The sequence below is a fragment of the Thioalkalivibrio sp. ALE23 genome, from assembly GCF_000378545.1.
Classification (GTDB): Bacteria; Pseudomonadota; Gammaproteobacteria; order Ectothiorhodospirales; family Ectothiorhodospiraceae; genus Thioalkalivibrio.
Genome location: NZ_KB900032.1, coordinates 525070 through 551357, shown reverse-complemented (window position 1 = coordinate 551357; position 26288 = coordinate 525070). Strand labels below are relative to the sequence as shown.

At 70.8% G+C, this 26288-nt stretch carries 24 protein-coding genes and 1 riboswitch; of the genes, 4 read left to right on the top strand and 20 right to left on the bottom strand.

Annotated elements, in window-relative coordinates:
* Window positions 1-5: 5 nt before the first annotated feature.
* Window positions 6-1241: a bifunctional cobalt-precorrin-7 (C(5))-methyltransferase/cobalt-precorrin-6B (C(15))-methyltransferase gene (locus F573_RS0106290; protein WP_019021881.1), complete on the bottom strand. Its 1236-nt coding sequence runs from the start codon at window positions 1239-1241 to the stop codon at window positions 6-8.
* A 4-nt stretch (window positions 1242-1245) separates the two neighbouring features.
* Between F573_RS0106290 and F573_RS0106285 the strand changes: the two genes are divergently transcribed.
* Entirely contained in the window at window positions 1246-2064 is an 819-nt protein-coding gene (locus tag F573_RS0106285; protein ID WP_019021880.1) for a cobalt-precorrin-6A reductase, read from the top strand.
* On the opposite strand, the gene cobJ is transcribed toward F573_RS0106285, so the two are convergent.
* The 18 genes from cobJ to F573_RS0106195 all read right to left on the bottom strand — a co-directional run bounded on the left by cobJ (window position 2037) and on the right by F573_RS0106195 (window position 23606).
* Window positions 2037-2807 carry a precorrin-3B C(17)-methyltransferase gene (cobJ, locus tag F573_RS0106280; protein WP_019021879.1) on the bottom strand — a complete coding sequence of 257 codons (771 nt, stop codon included), beginning with the start codon at window positions 2805-2807 and terminating at the stop codon, window positions 2037-2039. The genes F573_RS0106285 and cobJ overlap by 28 nt on opposite strands.
* The gene (locus F573_RS0106275; protein ID WP_038033198.1) at window positions 2804-3577 is read right to left on the bottom strand and encodes a precorrin-2 C(20)-methyltransferase; all 774 of its coding nucleotides are present in this window, start codon (window positions 3575-3577) and stop codon (window positions 2804-2806) included. The genes cobJ and F573_RS0106275 overlap by 4 nt, the downstream gene beginning before the upstream one ends.
* Window positions 3574-4215 (bottom strand): precorrin-8X methylmutase, encoded by a 642-nt coding sequence (locus tag F573_RS0106270; protein ID WP_019021877.1) that lies wholly within the window; start codon window positions 4213-4215, stop codon window positions 3574-3576. Before F573_RS0106270 ends, F573_RS0106275 begins: the two co-directional genes overlap by 4 nt.
* Window positions 4202-5620 carry a precorrin-3B synthase gene (cobG, locus tag F573_RS0106265; protein ID WP_019021876.1) on the bottom strand — a complete coding sequence of 473 codons (1419 nt, stop codon included), beginning with the start codon at window positions 5618-5620 and terminating at the stop codon, window positions 4202-4204. The genes F573_RS0106270 and cobG overlap by 14 nt, the downstream gene beginning before the upstream one ends.
* Window positions 5617-6402, bottom strand: coding sequence for an ABC transporter permease (locus F573_RS0106260; protein WP_018870217.1), 786 nt, complete (start codon window positions 6400-6402; stop codon window positions 5617-5619). The genes cobG and F573_RS0106260 overlap by 4 nt, the downstream gene beginning before the upstream one ends.
* Entirely contained in the window at window positions 6399-7340 is a 942-nt protein-coding gene (locus F573_RS0106255; protein ID WP_019021875.1) for an ABC transporter ATP-binding protein, read from the bottom strand. The genes F573_RS0106260 and F573_RS0106255 overlap by 4 nt, the downstream gene beginning before the upstream one ends.
* Window positions 7337-8455 carry a cobalt-precorrin-5B (C(1))-methyltransferase gene (locus tag F573_RS0106250; protein WP_019021874.1) on the bottom strand — a complete coding sequence of 373 codons (1119 nt, stop codon included), beginning with the start codon at window positions 8453-8455 and terminating at the stop codon, window positions 7337-7339. The genes F573_RS0106255 and F573_RS0106250 overlap by 4 nt, the downstream gene beginning before the upstream one ends.
* A 34-nt stretch (window positions 8456-8489) precedes the next feature.
* Window positions 8490-9305, bottom strand: a complete 816-nt coding sequence (cobA, locus tag F573_RS0106245) for a uroporphyrinogen-III C-methyltransferase (RefSeq protein ID WP_019021873.1) — start codon at window positions 9303-9305, stop codon at window positions 8490-8492.
* Entirely contained in the window at window positions 9302-10630 is a 1329-nt protein-coding gene (locus F573_RS0106240; RefSeq protein ID WP_019021872.1) for a cobyrinate a,c-diamide synthase, read from the bottom strand. Before F573_RS0106240 ends, cobA begins: the two co-directional genes overlap by 4 nt.
* 70 nt (window positions 10631-10700) lie before the next feature.
* Complete coding sequence (locus F573_RS0106235; protein WP_019021871.1) at window positions 10701-11294, bottom strand: Uma2 family endonuclease; 594 nt, start codon at window positions 11292-11294, stop codon at window positions 10701-10703.
* Window positions 11295-11369: 75 nt separating this feature from the next.
* Entirely contained in the window at window positions 11370-11978 is a 609-nt protein-coding gene (gene cobO, locus F573_RS0106230; RefSeq protein WP_019021870.1) for a cob(I)yrinic acid a,c-diamide adenosyltransferase, read from the bottom strand.
* 53 nt (window positions 11979-12031) lie between these two features.
* A complete protein-coding gene (locus F573_RS0106225) occupies window positions 12032-12331 on the bottom strand; it encodes a DUF2149 domain-containing protein (protein ID WP_018946961.1) in 300 nt (99 codons plus the stop codon).
* Window positions 12328-12768 (bottom strand): MotA/TolQ/ExbB proton channel family protein, encoded by a 441-nt coding sequence (locus F573_RS0106220; protein WP_019021869.1) that lies wholly within the window; start codon window positions 12766-12768, stop codon window positions 12328-12330. The genes F573_RS0106225 and F573_RS0106220 overlap by 4 nt, the downstream gene beginning before the upstream one ends.
* A gap of 35 nt (window positions 12769-12803) precedes the next feature.
* Window positions 12804-17336 (bottom strand): cobaltochelatase subunit CobN, encoded by a 4533-nt coding sequence (locus F573_RS0106215; protein ID WP_038033223.1) that lies wholly within the window; start codon window positions 17334-17336, stop codon window positions 12804-12806.
* A 160-nt stretch (window positions 17337-17496) separates the two neighbouring features.
* On the bottom strand, window positions 17497-18063 hold the full coding sequence (locus F573_RS0106210) for a cob(I)yrinic acid a,c-diamide adenosyltransferase (RefSeq protein ID WP_018870226.1): 567 nt from the start codon (window positions 18061-18063) through the stop codon (window positions 17497-17499).
* A gap of 4 nt (window positions 18064-18067) precedes the next feature.
* On the bottom strand, window positions 18068-19906 hold the full coding sequence (locus tag F573_RS0106205) for a TonB-dependent receptor domain-containing protein (protein WP_019021867.1): 1839 nt from the start codon (window positions 19904-19906) through the stop codon (window positions 18068-18070).
* 152 nt (window positions 19907-20058) lie between these two features.
* Window positions 20059-20314, bottom strand: a riboswitch (cobalamin riboswitch).
* 54 nt (window positions 20315-20368) lie between these two features.
* Window positions 20369-22264, bottom strand: coding sequence for a hypothetical protein (locus F573_RS0106200; protein ID WP_019021866.1), 1896 nt, complete (start codon window positions 22262-22264; stop codon window positions 20369-20371).
* A gap of 109 nt (window positions 22265-22373) precedes the next feature.
* A complete protein-coding gene (locus F573_RS0106195; protein ID WP_019021865.1) occupies window positions 22374-23606 on the bottom strand; it encodes a class I SAM-dependent methyltransferase in 1233 nt (410 codons plus the stop codon).
* Window positions 23607-24110: 504 nt separating this feature from the next.
* Here F573_RS0106195 and fnr point away from each other — a divergent pair.
* The 3 genes from fnr (at window position 24111) to F573_RS0106180 (ending at window position 25994) form a co-directional block, all read left to right on the top strand.
* On the top strand, window positions 24111-24839 hold the full coding sequence (gene fnr / locus F573_RS0106190) for a fumarate/nitrate reduction transcriptional regulator Fnr (RefSeq protein WP_019592870.1): 729 nt from the start codon (window positions 24111-24113) through the stop codon (window positions 24837-24839).
* The gene (locus F573_RS0106185) at window positions 24832-25320 is read left to right on the top strand and encodes a DUF2390 domain-containing protein (RefSeq protein ID WP_019021863.1); all 489 of its coding nucleotides are present in this window, start codon (window positions 24832-24834) and stop codon (window positions 25318-25320) included. The genes fnr and F573_RS0106185 overlap by 8 nt, the downstream gene beginning before the upstream one ends.
* Window positions 25321-25424: 104 nt before the next feature.
* Window positions 25425-25994 (top strand): DUF2058 domain-containing protein, encoded by a 570-nt coding sequence (locus tag F573_RS0106180; RefSeq protein WP_026300826.1) that lies wholly within the window; start codon window positions 25425-25427, stop codon window positions 25992-25994.
* A 12-nt stretch (window positions 25995-26006) separates the two neighbouring features.
* On the opposite strand, the gene F573_RS0106175 is transcribed toward F573_RS0106180, so the two are convergent.
* Window positions 26007-26216 carry a hypothetical protein gene (locus F573_RS0106175; protein WP_018870233.1) on the bottom strand — a complete coding sequence of 70 codons (210 nt, stop codon included), beginning with the start codon at window positions 26214-26216 and terminating at the stop codon, window positions 26007-26009.
* Window positions 26217-26288 lie beyond the last annotated feature (72 nt).

Genomic DNA, 26288 nt, shown 5'->3' with positions numbered 1-26288 from the left:
TTCCCTCAGCTCCGGCGCAGCGACCACAGGGTCACCGGCCGCAGCGGCTGCCAGCCGGCCATGCCGCCCAGCGGCTCCGCGCGGCTGACGTTGATCCGCGTGAGCTCGCCGCCGTGGCGCTCGTGCGCCGCCGCCAGCACCGCGTCCCCTTCCACGGTCACGCTGCTGGCGACCAGCCGCCCGCCCGGGCGCAGCTGGCCGATGCAGTGCTCCAGCAGCCCCGGCGTGGTCAGCCCGCCGCCGATGAAGATCGCGTCGGGTGGCGGCAGGTCTTCCAGTGCCTCCGGCGCCCGCCCGTGGACGGGACGCAGCGCCGGCACCCCCAGCGTGCTCGCGTTGCGCGCGATGCGTTCCAGGCGCTCCGAGCGCGGCTCGATGGCCACGGCGGTGTTGGCCGGATCCGCCAGCATCCACTCGATGCCGATGGCTCCGGAGCCGGCGCCCACGTCCCACAGCCGTTCGCCGCGTCCGGGCGCCAGCAGGGCCAGCGCCACCGCCCGCACCTCGCGCTTGGTGATCTGACCGTCCTGCTCGAACTGCGCCTCCGGCCGCCCGGCACTCGCCGCCAGCACCTGCGCCGCCGGATCGGCCCGGCATTCCAGCGCCATGGTGTTCAGCGCCTCGATCGCGACCTCCGGCCAGGCCCCGGCGCGCGCGCGGACGACCGCCTCGCGGTCCGCGCCCAGGGACTGCAATACGGTCAGGGTGGAATCGCCGAAGCCGAGCCCGGTCAGCCAGTGCGCCAGTTCCGCCGGGGTATCCCCGTCGCGGCTCAAGATCAGCAGTCGCGCGCCGTCATGCAGCCAGGGCCGCAGCGCCTCCATCGGCCGGCCGTGCACCGACAGGCAGCGGGTCTGCTGCAGCGGCCAGCCCATGCGCGCGGCGGCCAGGCTGAACGCCGAGGGCGCCGGCCAGACGCAGGTCTGCGCGACCGGAAAACGCCGCATCAGGGTCGCGCCCACCCCGAACCAGAAGGGGTCGCCGCTGGCGAGCACGCACAGCGGCTGCCCGGCGCGCGCCTCGATCCAGTCCAGCGCGGTCTCCAGCGGCGACGGCCACACCAGGCGCTCCTGCCCCGGCCGCTCCGGCAGCATCTCCAGATGCCTGGCGCCGCCGATCACCGTCGCCGCCGTGTCCAGCACCATGCGGGCATCCGGGGCCAGCCCGGCGAGCCCCTCCGCGCCCACGCCGACGATGTTCAGCCATGGCGCTCGCTCCTCGTTGGTGGCTAGACTGGTCATCCTCATGAGCTCCCGTTCATCCACCGATACCGGCCCCCGGGCAGCACGCCCGCGGCAGATCCTGCTGCTGGGCGGCACCACCGAGGCCGCGGCACTGGAACCGCTGCTGGACGGCCACCCGTGGCTGCACGCCACCGTATCGCTGGCCGGACGCACGCGCAGGCCGGCACCCTCGCGACTGCCGCGGCGCACGGGCGGATTCGGCGGCGCCGACGGCCTCGCCGCCTGGCTGCGCGACCACGCGGTCGACGCCGTGGTGGACGCGACCCACCCGTTCGCACGGCAGATCTCGGCCAATGCCGTCGCCGCCACGCGCCGGGCCGGCATACCCCTGGCCCGGCTGACCCGGCCGCCGTGGCAGGCGGCCCCCGGGGATCACTGGCTGCGCGTGCCCGACCTGGAGGCCGCCGCCCGCGCGCTCCCCGGCCTCGGCCGGCGCGTGCTCATCACCACCGGGCGCCAGCACCTGGAGGCCTTCGCGGCGGCGCCCGAGCTGGACTACGTGATCCGCACCATCGACCCGCCGGAACCGCCGCCGGCGCTGCCCCGGGTCACCTGGCTGCGGGCCCGCGGCCCGTTCAGCCTGGCCGACGAGCACCGGCTGCTGGAGACCCACGCCATCGACGTGCTGGTCACCAAGGACAGCGGCGGCGCGGCCACCGCTCCCAAGCTGCAGGCCGCGCGCGAACGCGGCATCCCGGTGGTGATGGTGGACCGGCCGCCGGACGCCCCCGGGGTGCCCCGCTTCCACGCCCCGCAGGCGGCCCTGGAGTGGCTGGAAGGCCTCGCGCGCGTTCACCGCGACTCCGCCGACTCGACATAGCGCGGGGTGTACACATGGCGCCGGCCGGAGGGGCGTTCCAGCACCCGGGTGGAGGCGGCACCGACGATCACCAGCGTGCTCATGTTGGCCGCCGCCGGATCCACCTCGCCGAGGGTGGCGACCCGCAGCTCCTCCCGCTCGCCGCGGCCCACCGCGGTGGCCAGCACCACCAGGGTGTCCGGGCCCTGGACCTCGCGCACGATGTCCAGCGCCGCACCCAGCTGCCACGGTCGCGCGCGCGAGATCGGGTTGTAGAAGGCCATGGCGAAGTCGGCCTCGGCCGCCAGCCGCACCCGGCGCCGGATCAGCGACCACGGCTTGAGATTGTCCGACAGCGAGATCGCGCAGAAATCGTTGCCCAGCGGCGCCCCCAGCCGCGCCGCGGCCGCCTGCATCGCCGACACCCCGGGCAGCACCTCTACCGTCACCGCATCCCAGCGGCCCGGCGGCGCGCCCTCCAGGGCCTCGAACACCGCCGCGGCCATCGCGAACACCCCGGGATCCCCCCCGGAGACCACCGCCACGTCGCGCCCCTCGGCGGCCATGTCCAGCGCATGCGCCGCGCGCGCCAGTTCCTCGCGGTTGTCGGAGGCATGCACGCGGTGATGGGCCCCGGCCACGCGCTCCAGGTACGGCCCGTAGCCGACCAGATCGGTGGCATCCGCGAGCAGCGCGGTCACCTCCGGCGTGATCCATTCGGGGCCGGCCGGGCCGACCCCGACCACGCTCAGACGCCCGCTCATCGCCGCACCCCCTCGCCGTGGATCACGATCAGGGAGAAATACGGCGCCTCCCCGGGCGCCTCGGCCAGCGGCCGCACGCGTTCCTCATCGAAGCTCGCGCGTTCGATGTACCAGGCGCGCGCGGTCAGCCCCAGGCGCTCCAGCACGCGGCGGATCTTCGGCAGCTGCTTGCCGAGCTTCATGATCACCGCGGCCTGCGCGGGCGCGAGCGCCGCCTCCAGTTCCGCCTCCGGCAGCGTCCCCGGCACCACGCTCAGGGTGTCGTCGCGCATCACCAGCGGCGCCGGCAGTTGCGCCGCCGCGGCGATCGGCGAGATCACCCCGGGCACCACCTCGCTGCGAAAGCGCTCGCGCAGGCGCAGGTGCACGTGCATGAACGAACCGTAGAAATACGGGTCACCCTCGTTGAGCACGCAGACCGAGCGGCCGGCCTCCAGATGCACCGCCAGGCGTTCGGCGCACTGGTCGAAGAACGCCTCGATGCGGCTGCGGTAGCTCTCCTCTTCGTGGGCGATCTCGTTGGTCACCGGATACTCCAGCGCCTCCTCGATCTGCCCGGGACCGATGTGCGCATCCGCGATGCGCCGCGCCTGCCCGGTGGTCCCGCGCTTGCAGAAATACGCCACCACCGGCGCCTCGGCGATGCGCCGCGCGGCGCGGAAGGTCATCAGTTCGGGGTCCCCGGGGCCGGTGCCGACCCCGCAGAGCACCCCGGGTTCGATCGTTCCGGGTTCGATCATTCCGGGCCCGCTCGTGTGCGCCGCACTCATGCCGGCTCCCTCCCCAGGCCGTTGACCGCCCCGGCGGTGATCGCGCTGCCGCCGCGGCGCCCGGCCACGGTCAGGTATTCCAGCCCGAACGGGTTGTCCGCCAGCGCCTGCTTGCTCTCCACCGCGCCGACAAAGCCCACCGGGATGCCGATCACCGCCGCCGGGCGCGGCGCGCCGTCGCGCAGCATCTCCAGCAGGCGGAACAGCGCGGTGGGCGCATTGCCGATGGCCACCACGGCGCCGGCCAGCTCGGGACGCCACAGCTCCATCGCCGCCGCGCTGCGGGTGTTGTCCAGTTCGCGCGCCAGTTGCGGAACGCGCGCATCGCGCAGGGTGCAGCGCACCGGGTTGTCCGCCGGCAGGCGCGCGCGGGTGATGCCGTGGGCCACCATCTCGCTGTCGCACAGCACCGGGGCCCCGGCCTCCAGCGCCTGACGGAGCGCGCTGCCGGCACCCGGCGAGAAGCGGATGTCCTGCGCCAGGTCGGGCATGCCACAGCTGTGGATCATGCGTTCCACCGCCGCCACCAGATCCGCCGGGAAGCGCTCCAGGTCCGCCTCGGCGCGGATGATCGCGAACGACTCCGCATAAATCGCCTTCCCGTCGCGCTCGTAGCGCCAGGCCTCAGTCTCCGTCACGTTCGTCCTCCTCGCACAGCGCCGCGTCCACCGCGGCATTCCAGGCCTCGGGCCCGATCCGTTCCAGCATGGTCTGCAACTCCTCTCCAGCATTGCGTTGAAACGCCCGCTCCAGCGCCGCGATCCGGGCGCGCGCCTGCGCCGGGGTCAGCCCGCTCCATTCAAGGGTCGCACCGGGCAGCGAGCGCAGCACCACGGCATGGCCGTCCGGCCGCGCGATCCACTCGACCACCCCGCCATCCGTCCACGGCGGCGCCGCGCAGCGCTTGTCGCAGGCGGAGACCTGCAGCCGCACCCCGCTCGCGGCCAGGGTCGGCATGCGCTGCACCAGCGCAGCGGCCTCGCTGCGCGCGGCGATGTGCGCCGAGGCGCAGCCCGGCTGCCCGACACAGGCATCCGCCGCCAGGCGCCGGTCGGCCGGCTCGGTCACCGCACCCAGTTCCCGCAGCAGTTGCTGCAGCTCCGGGGCGGCCTCCATGGCCACGCCGGTCACCAGCAGCGCCCGCCACGGCGTCAGGCGCAGGCCGCCGCCGTACGGCTCCAGCCACGCGGCCAGACGCTCCAGCCGGTCGGCGTCGATCACGCCGAACGGGAAGACCGCCCCCACCCAGGCCCCGCCGGCCGCCACCCCGAGCCAGTCCCCGGCGCGCACCGGCGTGTCGGCGTTGGCAACCACCCCCGGCGTCTCCCCCTCCGCGCCCGGCAGGCGCAGCGCCTCGCTCCCGGGCATGCCCAGTGCGTCGCGCAACCGCCCCGGCGGCGGATCCAGCGCGGCGCGCTGCTCGAGGAACGCGCGCAGGGCGCGCACCACCGCCGCCGGGGCGTGCTGCGCCGAGACCTCGCCGAGCGGGGTCGCCGTGGCCGCGGTGCCGCCGGCCGCCAGGCGGAAACGAGGCCCCGCGCCGGCGAGCGGGTCCAGACGCAGATCCGCCGGCACCCCGCGCAGCGAGGCACGCCCGCCACCGTCGACCACCACGCCCACCTTGGCCGGCAGACCCCGCAGCGCGGGCTCGTCGACGATCGCGGCGCTCACCGCGCGCGCCAGGGCCAGCACGTCCACCGCCTCCGGGTCGAGGTCCGGCACCGGCGCCGCCAACACGTTGCGCCGCGCCTCGCGCTCCGCCTGCGCATCCACCAGTCCGGTGGGGGCCAGGGCCGCGCGCGCCGCGTCCAGGTCGCCGGCCGCCACGCCGCGCAGCTGCAGGTTGCCGCGCAGGGTCAGTTCCAGTTCGCCGTTGCCCAAACGCCGCGCGGTGTCCGCCAGCACCCGCGCCGCAGCCGCCCCCAGCCCCCCGATCGGGTGGCGCAGGCGCAGCAGATAGCCGTCCCCGGTGGCCATCGGCGCCGCCACCCCGGGGCAGGCCCCGCGCACTCGCGGCGGCTGCGGCGCCGCCGGACGGTTCATGAGCGCAGCCTCCGGCTGTGGGCCAGCAGATACCAGGCCCCGCCGGCCACGATCACGCAGGCGGCGGCCAGCACCGCGAAGGTCGTGGTCCAGGCGACCGCGCTGACCCCCAGCAGGCCGTGGCGGAAGCCCTCGATCACGTAATAGAGCGGGTTCAGCTGCGCGATCCCCTGCCAGGGATCGGCCAGGCGCTCCACCGGATAGAACAGCCCGCCGAGATAGATCAGCGGGGTCAGCACGAAGGTGCTGATCACCGAGGTATGGTCGAAGCTGCGCGCGTACAGGCCGTTGATCAGGCCCGCCAGCGAGAACAGCACCGCGGTGAGAAGCGCGATCCCCAGCACCGCCCCGGCGTGGTGCAGCTGCAGATCGCTGAACGGCAGCGCCACCGCCAGCACCAGCGCCCCGGCCAGCAGCCCGCGCAGTACCCCGGCGGTGGCAAACCCGGCCACCACCAGCCACGCCGGCATCGGCGCCACCAGGATCTCCTCGATGTGGCGCTGCAGGCGCGCGCCGAACAGCGCGAGGCTGCTGTTGCCGTAGGCGTTGGTGACCACCGCCAGCATCACCAGGCCCGGCAGGATGAAGTCGGCGTAGGACACGCCGCCCAGGGTGCCGATCTCGCGCCCCACCAGATGCCCCAGCACCGCGAGAAACAGCACCGCGGTCACCAGCGACGGCAGCAGGTTCTGCACCCAGCCGCGCAGGAAGCGGCGCACCTGCTTCACCACCAGCCCGCGCCAGGCGTACCAGTACAGCGCGGCGTTGTGCAGCGGGCTCATGCCGCGCCCTCCCCGCCGCGCTCGCGCAGCAGTTCGAGAAAGCGGGTCTCCAGCCGATTGCCCTTCTCGCGCAGCCCGGCGATGCGTACCCCGGCGGCGGTCAGTTCGGCGAACACCGGGTTCAGCTCGGTGCCCCGCGGCACGTCCACCTCCAGGGTGTGCGCATCCACCGGACGCAGGGTGCCGGCGGACAGCGCGAGCTCCCCGGGCCGCACCAGCGGCTCGGCCAGCTCCACCACCAGGGTCTGGAAGCGCAGCCCGCGCAGCAGCTCGCCGGTGCCGCCGCGGGCGATGATGCGTCCGCCATCGATGATCGCCAGCTCGCGGCACAGGCGCTCGGCCTCCTCCAGATAATGCGTGGTCAGCAAGATGGTCACGCCGTCCGCGTTCAGTTCCTGCAGCAGGGTCCAGAGGTCGTGGCGGGCCTCCAGGTCGACGCCGGCGGTGGGTTCGTCCAGCACCAGCAGGCGCGGCTGGTGCACCAGCGCGCGCGCCAGCAGCAGGCGCCGCTTGAAGCCCCCGGACAGCCCCCAGGCGGTCTGCCGGCGGCGGTCGGTCAGCCCCAGGCGCTCGCACAGTTCGTCGGTGCGGCGGCGCGCCCGGCGCGGCGACAGCCCGTAGTAGGCGCCCTGGGTCTCGATGATCTCGCCCACCGGCTCGAAGCTGTTGAAATTGACCTCCTGCGGCACCAGACCGACCAGACGCCGCGCCGCCACCGGCTCGCGCGCGACATCGTGGCCGAAGATCCGCACCGTGCCGCGCTCCAGGCGCAGCAGCGAGGTCAGCAGCCCGATCAGGGTGGTCTTGCCGGCGCCATTCGGCCCCAGCAGGCCGAAGAACGCCCCCGGCTCGACGTGCAGGCTGACCCCGTCCAGGCCGACCCGGCCACCGCGATAGCGCTTGGCGAGGTCGTCGATGGCGATGGCCGGGGCGCTCATGGCGTCACCCCCGGGGCATGGTCGTGGTCGCCGGCCGTCCCCACCACCCGGCCCTGGCGATCCACCGCGACCACCTCCAGCGTGGTGTCGGGCAGCTGATAGCTCCGTGCCTGCTCCAGGGCCAGCGCCGCGATGCGGTCCCCCAGTGCCACGCCGGCCTCCTGACAGGCGGCGAGGGCCTCGATGCTGGTGTTGCAGCCGCGGATCCGCCGCGCCAGCGCGGCATCCGCCCCGGCGGCCGCGGCGGTGGTGGCGATGAAATCCAGGTCGATGGTACTGCTGCGGCTGTGGGTATCCGGATGCCCGGCGGCGAACTTGCCCAGCTTGGCGAAGCCCGCCACCAGCGCGACGCGCGGCAGCGGTCGGCGCCGCAGGTACTTGAGCGCCGCGCCGAAGAAATCGCCCATCTCCACCAGCCCCATCTCGTCCAGCCCGTAGCGCTCGCTCGCGGTGCGTTCGCTGGTGCCGCCGGTGCAGCAGGCGACCTGCGGCAGGCCGTTGGCCCGCGCCACGTCGATGGCCTGGTGGATGGAGGCGATGTAGGCGGAACAGGAGAAGGGCCGCACGATGCCGGTGGTGCCGAGGATGGAGATGCCACCGAGGATGCCGAGGCGCGGATTCATGGTGCGCCGGGCGATGCGTTCGCCGCCATCCACGCCGAGCGTGACCCGGAAGCCGCCCGCATGGTCCAGCTCGCGGGCCAGGCGTTCGAGGTGGTCGGTGATCATCCGCCGCGGCACCGGGTTGATCGCCGGTTCCCCCGGCGGCAGCACCAGACCGCTGCGGGTCACCGTGCCCACCCCGGGTCCGGCGACGAAGGTCACCCCCGCATCCGGCCGCGGCTCCACCCGCGCGCGGATCCAGGCGCCGTGGGTGGCATCGGGATCGTCGCCGGCGTCCTTGATGACCGCCGCCTCGGCACCGCCCGGAACACGCTCCAGCGACGCCAGCGCCAGACTGACCACCCGGCCGCGCGGCAGCACCACCTCCTGGCTCGTGGTCGCGCCGCCGCCCAGCGCCAGCCGCGCCGCCCCCAGGGCCGCCGCGGTCGCGCTGGTGCCGGTGGTCAGGCCGGTGCGCAGCGGCGCCGTGCCGTCGCGGCTCTCCGCGCGCATCGCTCCGGGTTGCGCGCCCGGCTCGGGTACGGGCTCAACCATGGATCCCGTCAACCGCGCCGAGGTCCATCGCGGGCGCCCCGGCAGCATCACCCGTCAGCCGGGCGCGTTCGCCCACCACGTCGCCCACGATCAGCAGGCTGGGCGACTCCAGCGCGAGCGCCGCGGTGCGCCCGGGCAGGTCCCCCAGGGTGCCGGCGACCACGCGCTGCCCCGGCCGGGTCCCGTGCTCGACGATGGCGGCGGGCCGCGTGGCCGGGGCGCCGGCGGCGACCAGCCCGGCACAGATCTCCGCCAGCGGGTTCAGCCCCATGTAGATCACCACCGTCTGCCGCGGGGCGGCCAGCGCCCCCCAGTCCAGCTCGGTACTGCCGTTGCGCCGGTGCGCGGTCACGAACTGGCAGCGATGGGCATGATCGCGGTGGGTCAGCGGGATGCCGGCGAACGCCGCGCAGCCGCCGGCCGCGCTGATGCCGGGGATGACCCGCACCGGGATGCCGGCCGCCGCCAGCGCCGCCGCCTCCTCGCCACCACGGCCGAAGACATACGGGTCCCCACCCTTCAGCCGCACCACGTAACGCCCCTCGCGGGCGCGCTCGATCATCAGCGCGTTCAGCTCCTCCTGGCGCAGGCTGTGGTTGGAGCGCGCCTTGCCCACGTAGCAGCGTTCGGCCTGCGGACTGGCCATCGCGAGGATCGCCTCGGGGATCAGGCGGTCGTGCAGCAACACCTCGGCGTCGCGCAACGCCGCGGCCGCGTCCAGCGTCAGCAGCCCGGGATCACCCGGCCCGGCGCCGACCAGATCCACGCGGCCGGCGGCCGGCGTGCTGTCCGTGAACACCCGGCTCATGACGCGAACAGGGCCGCGGCCGCCTCCGGATTGGAGGGGAACCAGGCGTGCAGATAGGTTGCGGTCAGCCGGCCATCGCGGTAGACCGCCTCGCCGGTGGAACCGGCGCCGCGGGCACGGGTGCAGTGCGCGACAGGTTCCAGCCCGACCTCGGCCCGGGTGTGGTGGAAGGTATGGCCGCGCAGCTCGCCCTCGGGCAGCGGCGCGGCCTGCAGCCCGAGGCCCTGCAGCTTGTCCTCCAGACGCGCATGCCCCGGCAGCAGACCGGCCATCGGCGCGCCGTGGCCGTCGCGGTCCGCCAGCTCTTCCAGCAGGTAGAGGAAGCCGCCGCACTCGGCCAGGATCGGCCGGCCGGCCCCGTGGTGCGCGGCCAGGTCCGCCTTCAGGCCGGTGTTGGCCGCCAGTGCATCGAGGTGCAGCTCGGGATAGCCGCCCGGCAGCCACACCGCATCCACCTCGGGCAGGCGATCGCCGGCCACCGGGGAGAAGAACTCCAGCCGCGCGCCCTGTGTGCGCAGGAACTCGAGGTTGCCCGGATAGGTGAAGGCGAACGCCGCGTCGCGGGCGATGCCGATGCGCAGCCCGTCCAGCCGCGGGGCCCGCTCGCTCCCGGGGTGCGAGTCGGGCTCCGCACCGGCGTCCGCTTCGGGGGCGAACGCCACCGGGGCCGGCAGCTCGGTCACCCCGGCCTCGGCGATCGCCTGCGCGGCGGCCTCCAGACGGGCGTCCAGGTCGGCGACCTCGCCGGCCTGCACCAGCCCGAGGTGGCGATCGGGCACACTCAGGGCCTCGTTACGCTGGATCGCGCCGAAGAAATGCACGCCGTCCGGCGTGGCATCGCGCAGCATGCGCCCGTGCCCCGGGCTGCCGGTGCGGTTGGCGATCACCCCGGCCAGCGGCATCTCCGGGCGGTAGGTCGCCAGCCCGTGCACGATGGCGCCGAAGGTCTGGGCCATGCCGCCGGCATCCACCAGCGCCAGCACCGGCAAGCCGAAGGCCACCGCCAGATCGGCACCCGAAGGGTCGCCGTCGAACAGGCCCATGGAGCCCTCGACCAGGATCAGGTCCGCATCCTGTGCGGCGGCATGCAGCTTCGCCCGGCAGGCCGCCTCGCCCACCATCCACAGATGCAGCGGATCCACCGGATGCCCGGAGGCCTGCTCCAGGATCATCGGATCGAGGAAATCCGGGCCGGTCTTGAACACCCGCACCCGGCGTCCCTGGTTGCGATGGTAACGCGCGATCGCGGCGGTAACCGTAGTCTTGCCCTGCCCCGAGGCCGGCGCCGCCACGAACGCGGCCGGGCAGCTCACCGGGGCACTCATGCCGACACCTCCGCCTGCAGGCCGGCCGCCTGCCGGGCCCGGTGCCCGTCCGGCCAAAGACCGCGCGCGGTCAGGCCTCGCCCGCGGGGGACTCCGGCGGCGCGTCCTCGAAGATGCGGCCGCCTTCCAGTGTCAGGCCGACGCTGCGCAACTCCACAGTATCCTCCATGGAATCGCGTGGATCGTGCGTGTACAGCACCCAGTGATCCTCCGGGTCGCGCCGGTAGAGCTCCACCGCGCCACTGGCCGGGTCGATCATCAGGTATTCCTGCAGCGAGGCCAGGGAGCGGTAGGCGGCGAACTTCGCCCCGCGGTCGAAGGCCTCGGTCGACGGCGACAGGACCTCCACCACCAGCAGCGGGGCCTGCTTGTACTGCTCGCGCCCCCGGTCCTGCGGATCGCAGGTGACCATCACGTCCGGATAGAAGAAGGCATCGGCCGCTTCCACCCGCAGCTTCATGTCCGCGATGAAGGTCCGGCAGAGTCCGCCGCGCAGGTGTTGGCGCAGGGCTGAAGCCACATTGAGCGAGATCGTCACGTGCCGATCCGAGGCCCCGCCCATCGCAAAGACCTCGCCGGCCACGAACTCGTGCTTCTCCGGCTGTTCGGCCTCCCACGCCAGAAAGGCGTCGGCATCCATCTGTGCGGGTTGCGGGTTGCCCATGCTGGAGTCTCCGGTTCGGGCCGTCATCCCCCTGATAGTAGCGCAGCGCCATGGCTGCCCGCAGCGTCCGCCGTGTCACAGCTCGATGCCCTTCTGCGCCTTGATGCCGGCCTGGAAGGCGTGCTTGACCACGCCGATCTCGCTGACCGTGTCGGCGGCGCCGATCAGGCCCTGCGGGGCCGCGCGGCCGGTGGTGATCACGTGCTGCATCTCGGGGCGCGCGGTAAGGTCCCGCAGCACCTCGTCGACATCCAGATAGCCGTACTTCAGCGCGATGTGCAGCTCGTCCAGCAGCACCAGGTCGATGGCCGGATCGGTCAGCATGTCGCGGGCGTGGGCCCAGGCCTCGCGCGCGGCCTCGCCGTCCTTCTCGCGATCCTGGGTCTCCCAGGTGTAGCCCTCGCCCATCACGTGGTACTGCACGTTGTCCTGGCGCTTGAAGAAGGCCTCCTCGCCGGTGGCGAAACGGCCCTTGATGAACTGCACGATGCCCACCTGCATGTCGTGGCCCAGCGCGCGCGCCGCCATGCCGAAGCCGGAGGAGCTCTTGCCCTTGCCGTTGCCGGTCAGCACCAGGAACACGCCGCGTTCCTCCTGCGCCTCGGCGATCTTGCGGTCCACCACTTCCTTCTTGCGCGCCATGCGCTCGGCGTGGCGGCGCGCGCGTTCGTCCTGTTCACTCATGGTCCTGTTCCTCGATTCGGTTTGCGGCCATCGGGCGGCCGGCTCGGGTGTGCTCAGTCGCCACCCTCGATCAGCAGCATGCGGCCGGTCTCCGGGTCACGGTAGACCTGGCCCATGGATTCGAAGCCGGAGCCGGCCTCGCCGGCACCGTCGGGCAGTTCGGGAACCTCCTCGCCGGCCTCGACCTCCACGCCACCGGCTTCCTGCTGTTCCAGCCCGTCGTCGGCGGCCACCAGGGCCACGATCAGGCCGACCGCGAACACCAGCATGATGTCCGCGAGATTGGCCAGCGGTCCCATGGGTTCCTCGTCCGGCGCGTCGAATCGGCTGGCGCGGTAGTGCGGGACCCTCATGCCACCTCCATGCGTTCCATCGCGCCGTCATACCAGCGCCGGCGCAGGCGGCCAAGCAGGAAGCCGAGGATACCGATCAGCAGCCCCAGAACCGTAGTGTTGAAGGCCACGGTCACCGCCTGCGCCAGTACGTCGAGTTCACCCCGGCCCATGGCCGCCAGCCCCGGTCCCAGCGGGATCAGCGTCCCCATCAGCCCCAGCATCGGGCCGATGCGTGCCAGCAGGTCGGCACGGTCGATGCGTCGCCGCGCCAGGAACGCCAGGCGCTCGGCATTGCCGCTGGTCTCCAGGCGCCGCACCCCGCCGGTGCGCTCGCCCACGGCCTGTCCCAGCTCCCAGACGGCCACCGCGACCAGCACCAGCAGGCCGATGATCACCGGCTCCAGCAGCCAGCTCACCACCGTGTCCATCAGTTCCATCGTGATCGAGAATGACATTCGCGTTACCTCATCAATCTTTGTTCAGCGCTTTCTTAACGGCGCCGGCCGGCGACAATGCCTCCGAGCAGCAGCACGAACAGCGCCCCGGAGACCAGCCAGGGGATCCACGGCATCGCGCGCGCCTCGCCCGATTCGCGGCCGTCCTCGGCCTCCGCCGCCTCGACCTCGGCCGGCTCCGGGGCCTCCTGCATCTCGCGGGCATCCGGCTGTTCCAGCGGCTGGATCTCGGCCATGCGCGCCGGGTCGGTCTCGGCGGGCTCGCGTTCGATCTGCGCGGCCTCGCGCACGGCGTCGAAGGCCTCGGCCAGTTCCGCGTCGTCCAGGCGTTCGGCGACTTCGTCGAGCACGGGGTGATCCGGCCGCGTATGACCGCTGCCGGGCAGGCCGTGCTCGGCCACCAGTTCGGCGAAGTCCTCGGACAGCGCCTGCAGGACCTCGGGATCGGCGTCCCAGAACTCGCGGCTCGCGGCCACCAGCAGCGTGGCCTGCATGTGCGTCTTCACGTGCACCTTGTGGCCGTCTTCCAGGAACTCGTCGAGCCCCAGGTCGTGCCGGTCCTGCAGGTAGACGTCGTGCACGTGGTCCCAGGCTTCGGAGCCGATCACGTGGGGACTGGTCACCTGCCAGCCCCACAGGTTGTTGACGAAATCGGCGGTGAAGGTCCGCGCCCCGGCATAGCCGTGGTCCATCAGCGGCTCGATCCACTGCGGGTTCAGGTTCTGCCCGTGCAGCTCGGTCATCAGCGCACGCTGCAGGCTCTCCACGCGCGGGTTGTCGGGATCGGCATGCTGCAGGATGCGATTGTCCGGCGGGGTTCCGCGGGCGTGTTCCACCGCGGCCGACAGACCGCCCTGGAAATCGAAGCCGTCGTCGTTGTCCAGCAGGCCGTAGAGATGGCTGGCCCGGCCCAGATAGGTGCGGCCCACACCTTCCAGACGCGCATCGAAGGCATCGTGAGCGGGCTCGCCGCGGGTCCCCGCGCCATAGGCATGCCCCATGCGCCGGGCATAGGCGTCGGCCAGCTCGGCGCGATCCTCCCAGGCCCCGGAGCGGTCGGCCAGACGGTTCACCCCGGCGCCATAGGCCCCCGGTGCGGTGCCGAACACCCGCAGTGCCGCCTGGCGGCCGGCCTCGGCCGCCTCCACGCCATCGGATTTCAGCGTCCGGGTATCGGCTACCCACTGGCTCGCCACGTCGTTGCGCTCCAGCGGCTCCCGGCCCGGACCCCTCAGGTCCTCGCCCAGGGGTTTCAGGGCCACGTCCAGCGCTTCGTCCAGGTGGGGATATTCGGCGCGGATGGTCTTCGACGAGCCGTCCAGGGCCAGGCGCGCGGCCTGGTCCAGCCAGACCAGCTGATCCTCGTACAGGTCGCGGAACAGGCCCGAGGTGGTGAACAGGGCGTCCCGTCGACGTTCACGATCGGCCCCGTCGAGATCCATCAGCTTCAGGCCCTCGACAATCCCGCGGCTGTTCCACTCGGGCTCGACCCCCAGCATGTCGAGTCCGAAGGCCACCATCACGCCTTCGTCGCGCACGGTGTCGGAGGCCCACAGCACCACGGCCTCGCTGCCTTCGGCTTCGGGGTCGCCCTGCTCGCGGGCATCCGCGGCCAGGTCCTGGCCCAGGCTCCAGGCGATGCGAGTGGGCACCAGATCGGAGGAGAGGGCGTGGAAATTGCGCCCGGTGGGCAGCACATCCGGGGTGCGCACCGGATCGTTGCCGCGGCTCGGCGGCACGAAGCGGCCCTCGAGCCCCGCCAGCAGGTTCGCTCCCTCATTGGCGGGCGAACCCTCCAGGGCCTCGCGCATCGCCGCGTCCGGCTCCGCGTCACCGGCCATCGAGTCGAGCATGGTGTCCACGGCCTCGCCATCCCAGTCGCGGGCCAGCACATGCAGTCCGAGGGGCATGTGCTCCTCCTGCATGTCGGTCACCCAGTGACCGATGTCGTGGACCATCAGCTCCTCGTCGAGGTCCGCCAGACCACCCTCGTGAGCCGGATCATGGTCATGTCCGTGGTCATGATCGTGCCCGTGGTCATGATCGTGCCCGTGGTCATGATCGTGCCCGTGGTCGTGGTCATGCCCGTGATCGTGATCATGGTCATGCCCGTGGTCATGGTCATGGCCGTGGTCGTCACCACCATCATGCGCATGATCGTGATCATGGCTGTGGTCGTGGGCATCCATCGCCTCCTCGATGGTCTCGCTCAGACCAAGCTCCTCGATACGGGCCAGCAGCGTCTCCGCGGCACGGGCCTGAGTCGGCGAATTCGGATCGGTGCTCGCCTCGTAGCTTTCGACCAGCTGGCGCAGTTCCAGCAGGTCGTCGTAGAGCTCGGTGGTCGCCAGCGCCGGCGTCAGATGGCTGATGATCACGCCCTGGGCGCGACGCTTGGCCTGGATGCCCTCGCCCACGCCATCGACGATGTAGGGATACAGCACCGGCAACGGGCCGCCGAGGAGTTCCGGATAGTCGTCCGGGGCCAGCCCGGCGCGGCGCCGCGGCAGGAATTCGCGGGTGGAGTGGCGCCCCATGTAGACCAGCGCATCCGCCTCGAAATGGTCGCGCAGCCAGTGGTAGAAGCCCACGTACTGATGGGTGGGCGGGAACGTGGTGTTGGCGTGCAGCAGGCGCTCGCTGACTTCCCAGCCCCGCGGCGGCTGCGGGCCGATGAACACGTTGCCGTATTCGATCCCGGGGAAATGCATCGCCCCGTCGTGGGTCATGGCCTCGCCCGGGGGTTCGCCCCAGCCGCTCAGGCCCGGGATGCCGGTGCGCGTGAGAGCGTCGCGCAGGGATTCCGCCTGCGCCAGGTCGCCGCCGCCGTCCAGCAGCGCCTCCCACTCGCGCTCCAGCTGGTCGATCAGTGACTGCGCACGCTGCTGCGCGTCATGCGAGTAGTTCTGCACCATGTGGCGCAGATCGCCGATGCCGTTCTCCAGCGCGCGCTCGGCGGCGTCGGTCGCGCCCAGTTCGCGGGCCTTGAGCAGCCGCTCGTGCAGATAGCCCACCGGACCGTGCACCAGTTCGGCCTGTACGGTCTCCGGCAGGGTCTCGAACCAGGAACGATAAGTCTCCGCATCCAGGCTGGCCACGCGGCCGGCGATGTCGGCGGCCGCGTCGGCATGTTCGGGCAGGTTGACGCCGCGATCCTGGATATCGTCCAGCAGGGCCTCGGCATCTTCCGGGTGATCCCCGGTGTCGTAGCCCGCGTCGCGCAGCAGATCCAGGGTCTCCAGCAGCGACTCGGGGACATCCAGCTTGTCGGCGCCGATGTTGTGGCGCCCCGGCGGATGGTTGTAGTAGACGATGGCCACGCGCTTGTCGGCATTGGAGCGCTCGCGCAGGCGCTGCCAGCGGGCCATGCGTTCGGCCACCGCGTCGACCCGTTCCCGGATCGGCTCGGAGAGCATCAGGCGCACGCCGGTGCGGTCGTCGATCTCGGGCTCGCCGGCGGCGGCCAGCACCGTGGGCTGGCTCACGCCCTGCAGTTCGGGCATGGCGACCTGGTAGTGGATGCTGTCCCAGGGGATGCCGTCATGCGCGACCCGCCATTCATCCTCGCTCCGCGAGGCCAGGCGCAGGCCCTTGACCACCGGCACGTCCAGCTCGCCCAGCGCCCCGGCAACCGCCTCGCGATTACCGCCGCCCCCGATCACGAAGTCCTGCAGGGAGACGATGCCGGCGAGATCGGCGGGTGCCGCCGACTGCGCCAGGTCCTCCACCGCCTGCCGGCTGGCGCCGCCCCAGCGCGCCAGCACGCCGAAGCACTGCAGATCGCGCGATTCCAGCGCGTCGCAGGCGGCATCCAGCAGTGCACGGTCCCCCGGCCGGTCGCCGGTGTCCAGGTCCAGCAGGGCGACCGCCGGGCGTTCATCCAGATCCATTGCGGCGGCGTCATCCACCGCGCGGCCGTCGTGGTAGAAACGGATGGTCTCGCGCGGATCCGGCTGCGGCACGTCGATGTCGTGGCCGGCCTCGGCGGCCAGCCAGCGCATCAGGCCCTCCATGCTCTCCGGCGTACGCCCCTGGTAATACGCCCGGCCGGTGAGCCAGCCGGCCTGTTCGGGAAACGCCTGCCGCTGCTCCCGCAGGTGTTCGCGCGGATCCTCGTCGGCATCCGGATTGGTCGCCAGCTCGGTCCGCTCGTCGGCTTCCAGGCCGGCCAGCACGCGCTCGCCCCGCAACCGGGTCAGCGCCGTCAGCTGCCGGTCGCTGTTGATCGCCAGCAGCGGCACTTCGGCATCCGGACCGCGCTCGCGCAGCAGCCGCGTCAGCCGGCCGACCTCGTCGCCCAGCACCGCCGCCACCAGCACGGCGTCCGCGTCCTCCCACAACGCGGTGACCTCGGAGTCATCCTTGTCGGCCAGCTGCTCCGGCGTACGCAGGCGCACGTCGGATTCGGGGAAGGCCTCGAGGAAACGATGCGCCCCGGCCGTGACCTCGGCGGCGGAGCGATCCGAGACGATGCCGAGGATATGCGGGGACGCGTCCGTGTCCGCCGCCGGAACCCCCGGCAGCAGTAGCGCCAGCAACAGGGGGTAGCGTTTTTTCCATGTACTCATCATTCAACACCCGGATACGTGCACACACTGCCGCCGGGACACTCGAGGCGTCCCGACGGAGCGTGAAGAAAAGGAGATCGACCGCGGGTCGCGTCAGCGTCGCGGCACTGTTGTCGATCGGGGCCTTCGCGGATCCGCCGTCACGGCGTCGCGGGCAGAATCAGCCGCCGGAGGCCTCGCGCCGAGCGGCGGGCTGCCACAGGACCTCGGAACCGTTCTCGTGGCGCGCCAGCACCCGGCACAGTACGAACAGCAGATCCGACAGGCGGTTGAGGTAGGCCAGCGAGCTGGGCCGCAGGGCCTCGTGGTGATTGACCGCGACCAGCCGCCGCTCGGCGCGGCGGCAGACGGTGCGGGCAATATGGCAATCCGCGGTGGCCGGGCCGCCCCCCGGGAGGATGAACTCCTCCAGCGGCGGCAGCTCGTCATTGAAGCCCTCGAGCTCGACATCGAGGCGCTCCACCGACGCCTCCGGCAGGGCCTGATGCCCCGGCACCGCCAGCTCCGCGCCCAGGTCGAACAGCTCATGCTGGATCAGCGACAGCGAACGCCGTACGTCCTCGGGCAGCTCGTGCACCAGCACCCGCCCGATGACGCTGTTCAGCTCGTCCACGTCACCAAAGGCTTCGACGCGATGCGAGTCCTTGTCCACGCGCGAGCCGTCACCCAGGCCGGTACGCCCCTCGTCACCCGTGCGGGTCGCGATCTTCGACAGTCGATTGCCCATGACCTTACCTCTGCTGCTGATAACGCAGTTTCACGAACGCGGCGCGGCCGGGGTTGTTGTAATCGGCATCGTTAACCGAGTCACGCGCGACCACGTAGTCGCGATCGAAAAGATTCGACAGCGAAGCCTCGATACTCCATTCCGGATCAAATCGATAGGCCGCACGCAGATTCATGGTGCCGTAGCCCGAGAGCCGCTCGTCATTGTCAGCATCGTTGTAGCTGCGGCTGCGGGCGAGGATCGTACCGCCCACGGAGAAATCACCGATCCGGCGGTCCAGGTCGAAACGGGCTGACGCCGGCGGACGGCGACGCAGTTCATTGCCGGTGTCACGATTTTCCGTATCCAGCAGGGTCAGCGAGACCCGCGAATTCCACGGACCGAGGTCGTGGCCTCCCTCGACTTCCAGTCCGCGAATCCGTGCCTCGTCGACATTTTCGCGCACCGGGAACCCGGTAATGAGGTCGTCCACGCGCGTCTCGAACACCGCGACGTCGACATACGCGAGACTCGCCGAGTACCTCGCCCCGAGCTCAAACGTCTCCGACTCCTCCGGTTCGAGGTCCGGGTTTCCGCGGAATCTCGCCGGGTCGGAAAAGGGCCAGTAAAGGTCATTGAAGGTGGGTGCCTTGAACGCGGTGCCGTAGCTGGCGCGCAGCCGCAGGGCGTCGGTTGCCTGCATGCCCCAGGCGACCTGCCCGGTGGTCTTCTCGCCGAACGCTTCATTGTCGTCGTAGCGCAGCGAGCCTTCCAGATCGTGGTTGCCGAGCTGGGTACGTACGACCGAATAGACCCCTACGTTGTAGCGCGAGTCCTCGTCGTAATCCGTGGTACTCGAGATCCGGTCCTCGTAGGCGTCTACCCCGGCGATCAGGTCGGTGAGTTCACCCAGGCGGACATCGTTGCGCCAGGTCAGCTGATCCCGCTTCGTATCGAATCTCGAAGAGAACCCCCCCCCCGCGAAATTGTCGTTTTCGTCCCGACTATGGGCCACTGCAAGCTCGGTATCCCAGCGACCAAGAACGGGCAATCGGAGACCGGCCTGCATCGCCGCGTGGACGAAATCGGTTTCATCCTCGAAACCATCGAACTCGGTATTGCCTTCGGAATAGAGGACATTGCCGAAAAGTTCGATCCCGTTGTCGAGGCGGTGGGCAACCTTGCCGGCCAGCGAGGTGTTGTCATAGCCATCCGGATCGTCGTCACCCACGTCGTCCTGCACGTCGATGCCCTCGGTATCGAACATACTGACGGACAGGCTGTAATCGGTGCGCCCGGTGCCGCCGGCCACACCGATTCCGGCCTCCCAGGTGCTGAAGCTGCCGGCGCCAAGGAAGGCATTGACCCGCGGCGGACCTTCGCGGCCCGCGCGGCTGAAGACCTGGGTCACCCCGCCGATGGCATCGGAGCCGTAGATGGAGGTGCGCGGCCCGCGCACGATCTCCACGCGGTCGATCTCCTCGGGCGGCAGGAACTGCCAGCTGGCACCGCCGGTGGTGGCCGACCCCATGCGCACGCCGTCGATCAGCATCAGGTGGTGATCGGAGTTCGTTCCCCGAAGGAAGACACTGGACGTCTTGCCGAACGGGCCATTACCCGCCACCGAGACCCCGGCGCGCCCCTCCACCAGATCGGTGAACTGGCGCGGCTGCAGGCGTTCGATCTCTTCGCGGTCGATGACCGTCACCGAGGCCAGGGCCTCGTCCACGGTCTGGCTGAGACGGGTCGCAGTGACCTGAACGGGTTCCAGGGTCGCGGAGTCGGAGTCGGTGCCCGGCGCCTCGTCGGCCACGGCCGGGGACACGGCTGCAACGATGGCTGCGGAAAGGATACTGCGTTTCATGTCTTCGGATCTCCCGGCGAGCCGCCCGCACGCCGCTGGTTCACGGGGATCGCGCCGGCGCGAGGGAGGAAGACGAGGAACGCATTCCCGGCGGGAAACGGGTACGGGGACCCGTGGCGGGAACGGTCATCCGTCTCGCACGCCCTCCGCGTGCCGCACGACCATTCCCCGGCCGGTCTCCGGGCTGACGAGCGGGAGATTCCCGGCGGGCGGCGCCTTCCCGTGTCCATGACACAGTGGCATTCGGCCGCCAGCCTCGAGGATCCACTGCCGAAGGACTCCGGAATGGATCCGCGCTCGATCACCGTTGCGGGGGCAGCGCCGGACTCGCGCCGAAGCGGCGCTCACCGGACTTCCCGTTTAACCCGGCGGCGAAACCGCCAGGGCACCGAGGAACGGGGAGCAGGGTACATGAGCCCCCCCTGATTTTCCACCCGTGCTCTCCGGCCGACCGCGCGGCGTTCAGGTCTGCCGCGTCTCCTCGGCCTGGCGATAGCGGGCGCCACGACGCAGCAGGCGGCCCCATTCCTTGTCCTGGACCATCGCGTCGAATTCCGGCGAGCGCTCGGCACGCAGGGCCACCGGGTGGGACTCGTCCCCGGTGTTCTGGGCCAGCATCGCCAGGCGCTCGGGGTTGGCCCCGTAGTGGGTCTCGAGAAAGCTGCGCATGCCGTCGGTCAGCGGCAGGTGGTAGACCCGGGTCAGGCGCAGCGCGAGCCACTCCGCCGCACGCCCGAGATCCTGGCGCACCATGCGCACCATGGCGGAGCCCAGCCCGGCCTTGGCGTCGGCGCTCATGCCCACGTACAGCCCGCCGAGATAGGCCGCGGGGCTGGAATAGATCGCCCGCTGGATACTGGGGTTGCTCAGCTCCACCAGCGGGTCGAGCAGCAGCGCCAGCTGGATGCCGATGCGCTTGGCGGTATCGCCGTCCAGCGGCTTCTTGCCGAAGAAGATGAAATCGCCCTCGCGCCGGATCTGCAGCTCCTCGAGATATTCGCACAGACCGTCGGCCAGCCGGATCTTCTGATCATCGTCCAGTTCGATCAGCTCCTCCGACACCCGGATCCGCCGGGCCGAACGCTTCTGCCAGCGCTGATCACCCTTGCGGTCCCGTTCGCGCCGGCGCAGGTTTTCCCAGCGTTCCACCGCATTGGCGTAACGGCTCTGCGCCTGCATCAGGCGGTCCCGGGCTTCACGCAGTTCTTCCACCTGCGACATCGCGGCACCCAGGATACGGCCGTCGGGGCTCTTTACGTCCGGCTCCGCCTCCAGCATGGTCCGCAGGCCGGCCAGCACCTGCTGTCCCATGACCGGCAGGGGTTCGCGCAGATGCTGCTGGGTGATGCCACTGGTCTCGCTTTGCGCCAGCAGCATCCCCAGCGAGCGGAGACGGCTGATCACCCCGGCCTGGGCCACGCGGAAGCGATTGCTCTGGTATTCCAGCCGGTCCAGCGCCCGGCCCAGCTGCCAGGGCCCCGACCATTCGAAACTCAGGCGCTTGATCTGGCGGCCGTTGACCAGCTCGAAGGCGAGCACGAAGATCGCCTGGACATCATCCAGGGTGCAGCGCGTAAGGTCATCCGCATCCGCCGCGGAGAACAGGCGTTCGAGAAACTGGTCGATGCGGCGCACGCCGTCTTCGCGCGTCGGCGCGACCCCGCGCAGGCGGTCACGCAGCAGCTCGGCGAGATCCGAATCCTCGGCGTGCAGCCGCTCGAGCGCGGCCATGCGCGCGTCGGCGGTGGCCTCCACCAGGTCCGCGACCCGCGCATGCAGCCCCAGACGCCGATAGATCTCGATCTGCTCGGCGGTGGAGGCCAGCGTCGGGTCGCCGGTCATTTCGCGCACCGCGACCGCCACCGCCTCCGGGGAGACCTCCACCTCGTGCAACAGCACCGCCGCCGACTGGCGCCGCCGCATGTCCGGCGTCATCTCGCCCATGGCCAGGTCACGGGTCGCGAACAGCAGATCCGGCAGCAGATCGATGGTATTGCGCAGCTGGACCTGCGAGCGCTCCTGACGCCGCCCGCGGGTCGCATCGGCGACAAAGCGCGCGATCAGGCCGATCACCCCGAACAGCAGGGTGTAAACCGCGAAGAAGACGAAGTTCTGGGTGGGAGCCGCATGGCCGAACCCGAGGAAATAGCCGCCCTGCATCGCGAGGAAGGTCACGGGGCCGGCCGCCCACAAAAGCTGCAGCAGGTTCAGCGACCACGGGACTTTGCGGGCACTGGTCGCCACCTCGGTGATGCGGCTGCGTCCCGCAGCCTCGATCAGGACCTGGTCCTGATTCGACTCCTGCGTTTCGGGGGCCCCCGATGCCTCGGACTTGCGTTGACGAAAAAGGCGGAACACCCCTACTCCCCGAACACCGGAATCCCCGGTCAGTGTAAAGCTCGAATGCCCCGCACGTCGCCGTCAGAACGGCGGGGACCCACACTGGACCCGTGCCGGAGGCCGGGGTTCACCGCGCGGAAGAAATCAGCTCGTCCGCCGGCGGCACCGAACGCACCCCGGGGTCTTCGCGCCCGCAGAGATAGTCGCGGGTGAGCGGAACGGCATCCTGCCGACGCGCCATCTGGATATGGAACACCACCTGCTTCCACCAGCGGAAAGTGCCCTCGCAGCTGGCCAGATAGAACTCCCACATGCGGCAGAAGCGCTCGTCGAAACTGGCCGCCGCCTCTTCACGGACTGCCTGAAAGCGCCGGTACCATTCGGCCAGGGTTTCGGCATAGTGCAGCCGCCAGAATTCGATGTCGGTGGTGTACAGCGGCGTGGGCTCCAGCGCTTCCATCACCTCGGACAGGGCGGGGGTGTAACCGCCGGGGAAGATGTATTTCTTTAGCCAGGGGTTGGCCGTGCCCGGTGGCTCCTGGCGACCGATGGTGTGCAGCACCGCGATCCCGTCGGGCTTGAGCAGGTCGTTGACCCGCTGGAAAAAGGTGCCGTAGTTCGGCTGCCCCACGTGTTCGAACATGCCGACACTGACGATCCGGTCGTACTGATCGTCGTGCTCGCGATAGTCCTGGTACAGGAAGCGCACCTTGTCCTCCAGGCCCCGGCGCTTCGCTTCGTCCTGCGCTACCCGCAGCTGCTCGCGCGACAGGGTGATGCCATCGACCCGGACATCCGCGTGCTCGGCCAGATACATCGCCAGCCCGCCCCAGCCGCAGCCGATGTCCAGCACGCGCATGCCCGGCTCCAGGCACAATTTCTGGCGCAGGACCTCGCACTTGGCCTGCTGCGCCTCCTCCAGGCTCATCCCCGGCTCGGCGAAATAGGCGCAGCTGTAGAACATCCCCTCGTCCAGGAACCGCCGGAACAGCCATTCGTCCACGTCGTAGTGGTGAGAGATGTTCTTGTAGCTGCGCGCCACCCGGTTGCCCTGCTCCACGAGGGCGCGCAGCGAACGCGTCAGGAAACCGACCCGCTTCTGGAACATCGGCGCAAAATTGCGCATGGTCATATCAAGAAAGGCCCGCAGCCCTTCCGGACCGGGCGACCACAGCCCGTCCATGTAGGTCTCGCCCAGCTCGAAACCGGGATCCCGCGCAATGCGCTTCAGGGCGCCGGCATCATGCAGCTGCATGACCACTTCCGGCTCGCCGCTGCCAAAACGCTGCTCGGTGCCATCCGGGTGACGCAGGGTCAGCGTCCCGTAGCGAACATACTGTTCCAGCATCCGTTCAATCATTACTGAGTGTCCCCGATTCCCTGAAATCCGGCACGATTCCGTGTCCGGCTATTTTTATACTGAGTCTAACTCTCACCTCCGGGCCCGTCCAGTGGAGCCGGTCCGCACACCATCCGTTGTACCAACGCATCAAGCCCAGGGAAACACTGATCAATGTACACGCTCGCGCTCGAGTCGCTTTTGCGTGCGAACAAGGCGCGGCGACCGCCGTGCAGCATTCTGCACAAGGGAGCCGCAACGCCGTACGCGCGCCCGTTTTTGATCAACAACGGGCGGCCGAGCCCCTTCGGGGTTGGCACCCCGGGTTCCCCGATCCTGCGTTGCGGCCCTTGCCGGTAGAACCACTACCGGCTGCGCACCGCGCCTTGTCTCGGAAAACCCGGGGTGCCAACGCGAACGTGTACGTTGATCAGTGTTTCCCTGGGGGAACACCGCCACCGCGAGCGCCGGCGTAAAAATCCGCGGCGTCTTTCCACATTGCCGCAAACGGGCTACCCTCCGGACATGACCTTGCGCCCGACTCAAGCCTGCGATCAGTGCACCCTGCGTCAGCTCTGCCTGCCCATGGGTCTGCCGGATACCGAGCTGTGGCAGCTCGACGAGATCGTGCAGCAGCGCCGTCCGATCGAGAAGGGCAGCACGCTGTTCGCCATGGGGTCGCCGTTCGAATACCTGTATGCGGTGCGCACCGGCGCGATGAAAACGGTGCTGATGGGTGACGACGGGACCGAGCAGATCACCGGCTTCGCGCTGGCCGGCGAACTGCTGGGACTGGATGCCATTCACCAGGGGTCCCACCCGGTCACCGCCATCGCGCTGGAGTCCACCAGCGTCTGTGCGGTCCCGTGGTCGCTGGTGGATGACCTGTCCGGCCGCCTGCCCACGTTCCGGCAGCACCTGATGGGGGTGATGAGCCGCGGCCTGGCGAGCGAGGAGAACCTGCACGCCCTGCTCGGCCAGCGCAGCGCGGAGCAGCGTCTGGCCACCTTCCTGCTCTCGCTGTCGCAGCGTCATCAGGCACGCGGGCTGGCAGCCAACCGTTTCATCCTGCCGATGTCGCGCGCGGAGATCGCCAACCACCTGGGCCTGACGCAGGAAACCATCAGCCGGCTGTTCACGCAGATGCGGCGCCAGGGCCTGATCGAGCTGCACACCCGCGATCTGCACATCCCCGACCTGGATGCCCTGCGGACCACGGCCGGCGTCAGTACATCCGCCGCCAGCAGTGCCTGACACCCGGGCCACCGGGGATTTCTGGTCGTTCGCCGAGACCGCCTGGAACGATCCGGCGCTGCACGAGCGGCTGATGGCCTGGCAGGATCACCATGGGGCTGACGTGATTCGGGTGCTGTTCGCCGCCTGGCACCCCGGTCCACTGGCCGCCGACGATCTCGATCGGCTGCACGCCCGGGCACGCGACTGGAGTACCCGCGCCACCCTCCGGATCCGGGCCCTGCGCCGACGCCTGCACACCCCCGAACGACATGCCCTGTACCGCGCCCTGCTGGAACTGGAATTGCGCGCGGAGCACCTGGGGGCGCTGCACCTGCTGCAGGAATGCCCGCCTCCGGCCGCCGCCGCAGCCCCGAACCGGCGCCCGCGCGCGGCCACCATCGAGGAGCGCCTCGCCCGCCTCGAGCCCGGGCTCCCGCCGGCCGAACGCTCCGCAGGCGCCGCTGAACTCGCCTCGTCCTCGGTCCCGGGCCTCCCCTGAGCGGCCGCGTCGGCAAAACATCGACCACGCCCCGACCTCCCCTGCACGCAGCCCCCGGTTCCGGCTATCCTGACGGGTTCCACTCAGCCAGACGGCAACCGAACATGTCCGACGCAATGCGCGACCAGCTCCTCAAGACCGGCCTGGTCGACGAAAAGCAGGTCAAGAAGGCCCGCAGCGAACAGCACAAGGGCAAGAAAAAGGCCAAAAAGCCGAAGAAGGCGGCGCCACCCGCGGCCGAGCCCACGGTCGCCGAGCAGCGTCAGGCGGAACAGGCCGAACGTTCGCGGCGCAAGAACGAGGAACGCCAGGCGCGCGCCGCGCGCAAGGCCCTGACGGCCCAGCTGCGCGAGCTGGTCAGTTCCAACCTGTATCCGGTGCCCGCCGGCGAGGACGCCGAGGACTACCACTTCCAGCAGGGCGGGCGGATCCGCAGCCTGCCGGTCACGCCGGCCCTGCGGCGCCAGCTGGCCGACGGACGCGCCGCGATCGCCGGCCTGGACCACCGACCGGAGGCCGGTTTTCGCCTGGTGCCCCGCGAGACCGCGGATCGCATCCGCGAGCGCGACCCGCAGTGGCCGCTGGTCATCCCCGCCGAGGAGGCCGCGGACAGCGAACCGGCCGCCGACGACCCGTATGCGGATTACGTGGTGCCCGACGACCTGATGTGGTGAGACTCCGTCGCGTCAGTCGTCGTCGGTGCGCTTGACGTCGGCGGCCGGCATGCCCCGCTGCTGCGGGCGCCGCACGCCCTCGTTATCCGTCGGCTGCGGCTCCATCTGGCGCTCGCCGAGGGCCTGAGGCGGACCGTCCTCCGCCTGCGGTTCGCCGTCGCAACCGGCCAGCCACAGGCCGGCGGCCAGCAGCAGGGCCGGACTGATCTTCCGCATGTTCATGTCTTTCTCATCTCCTCCGAAGGCTTCGCCATCAGCGTGCCGGCGCAAGGGCGCGACGCCAAGAACTCGGGT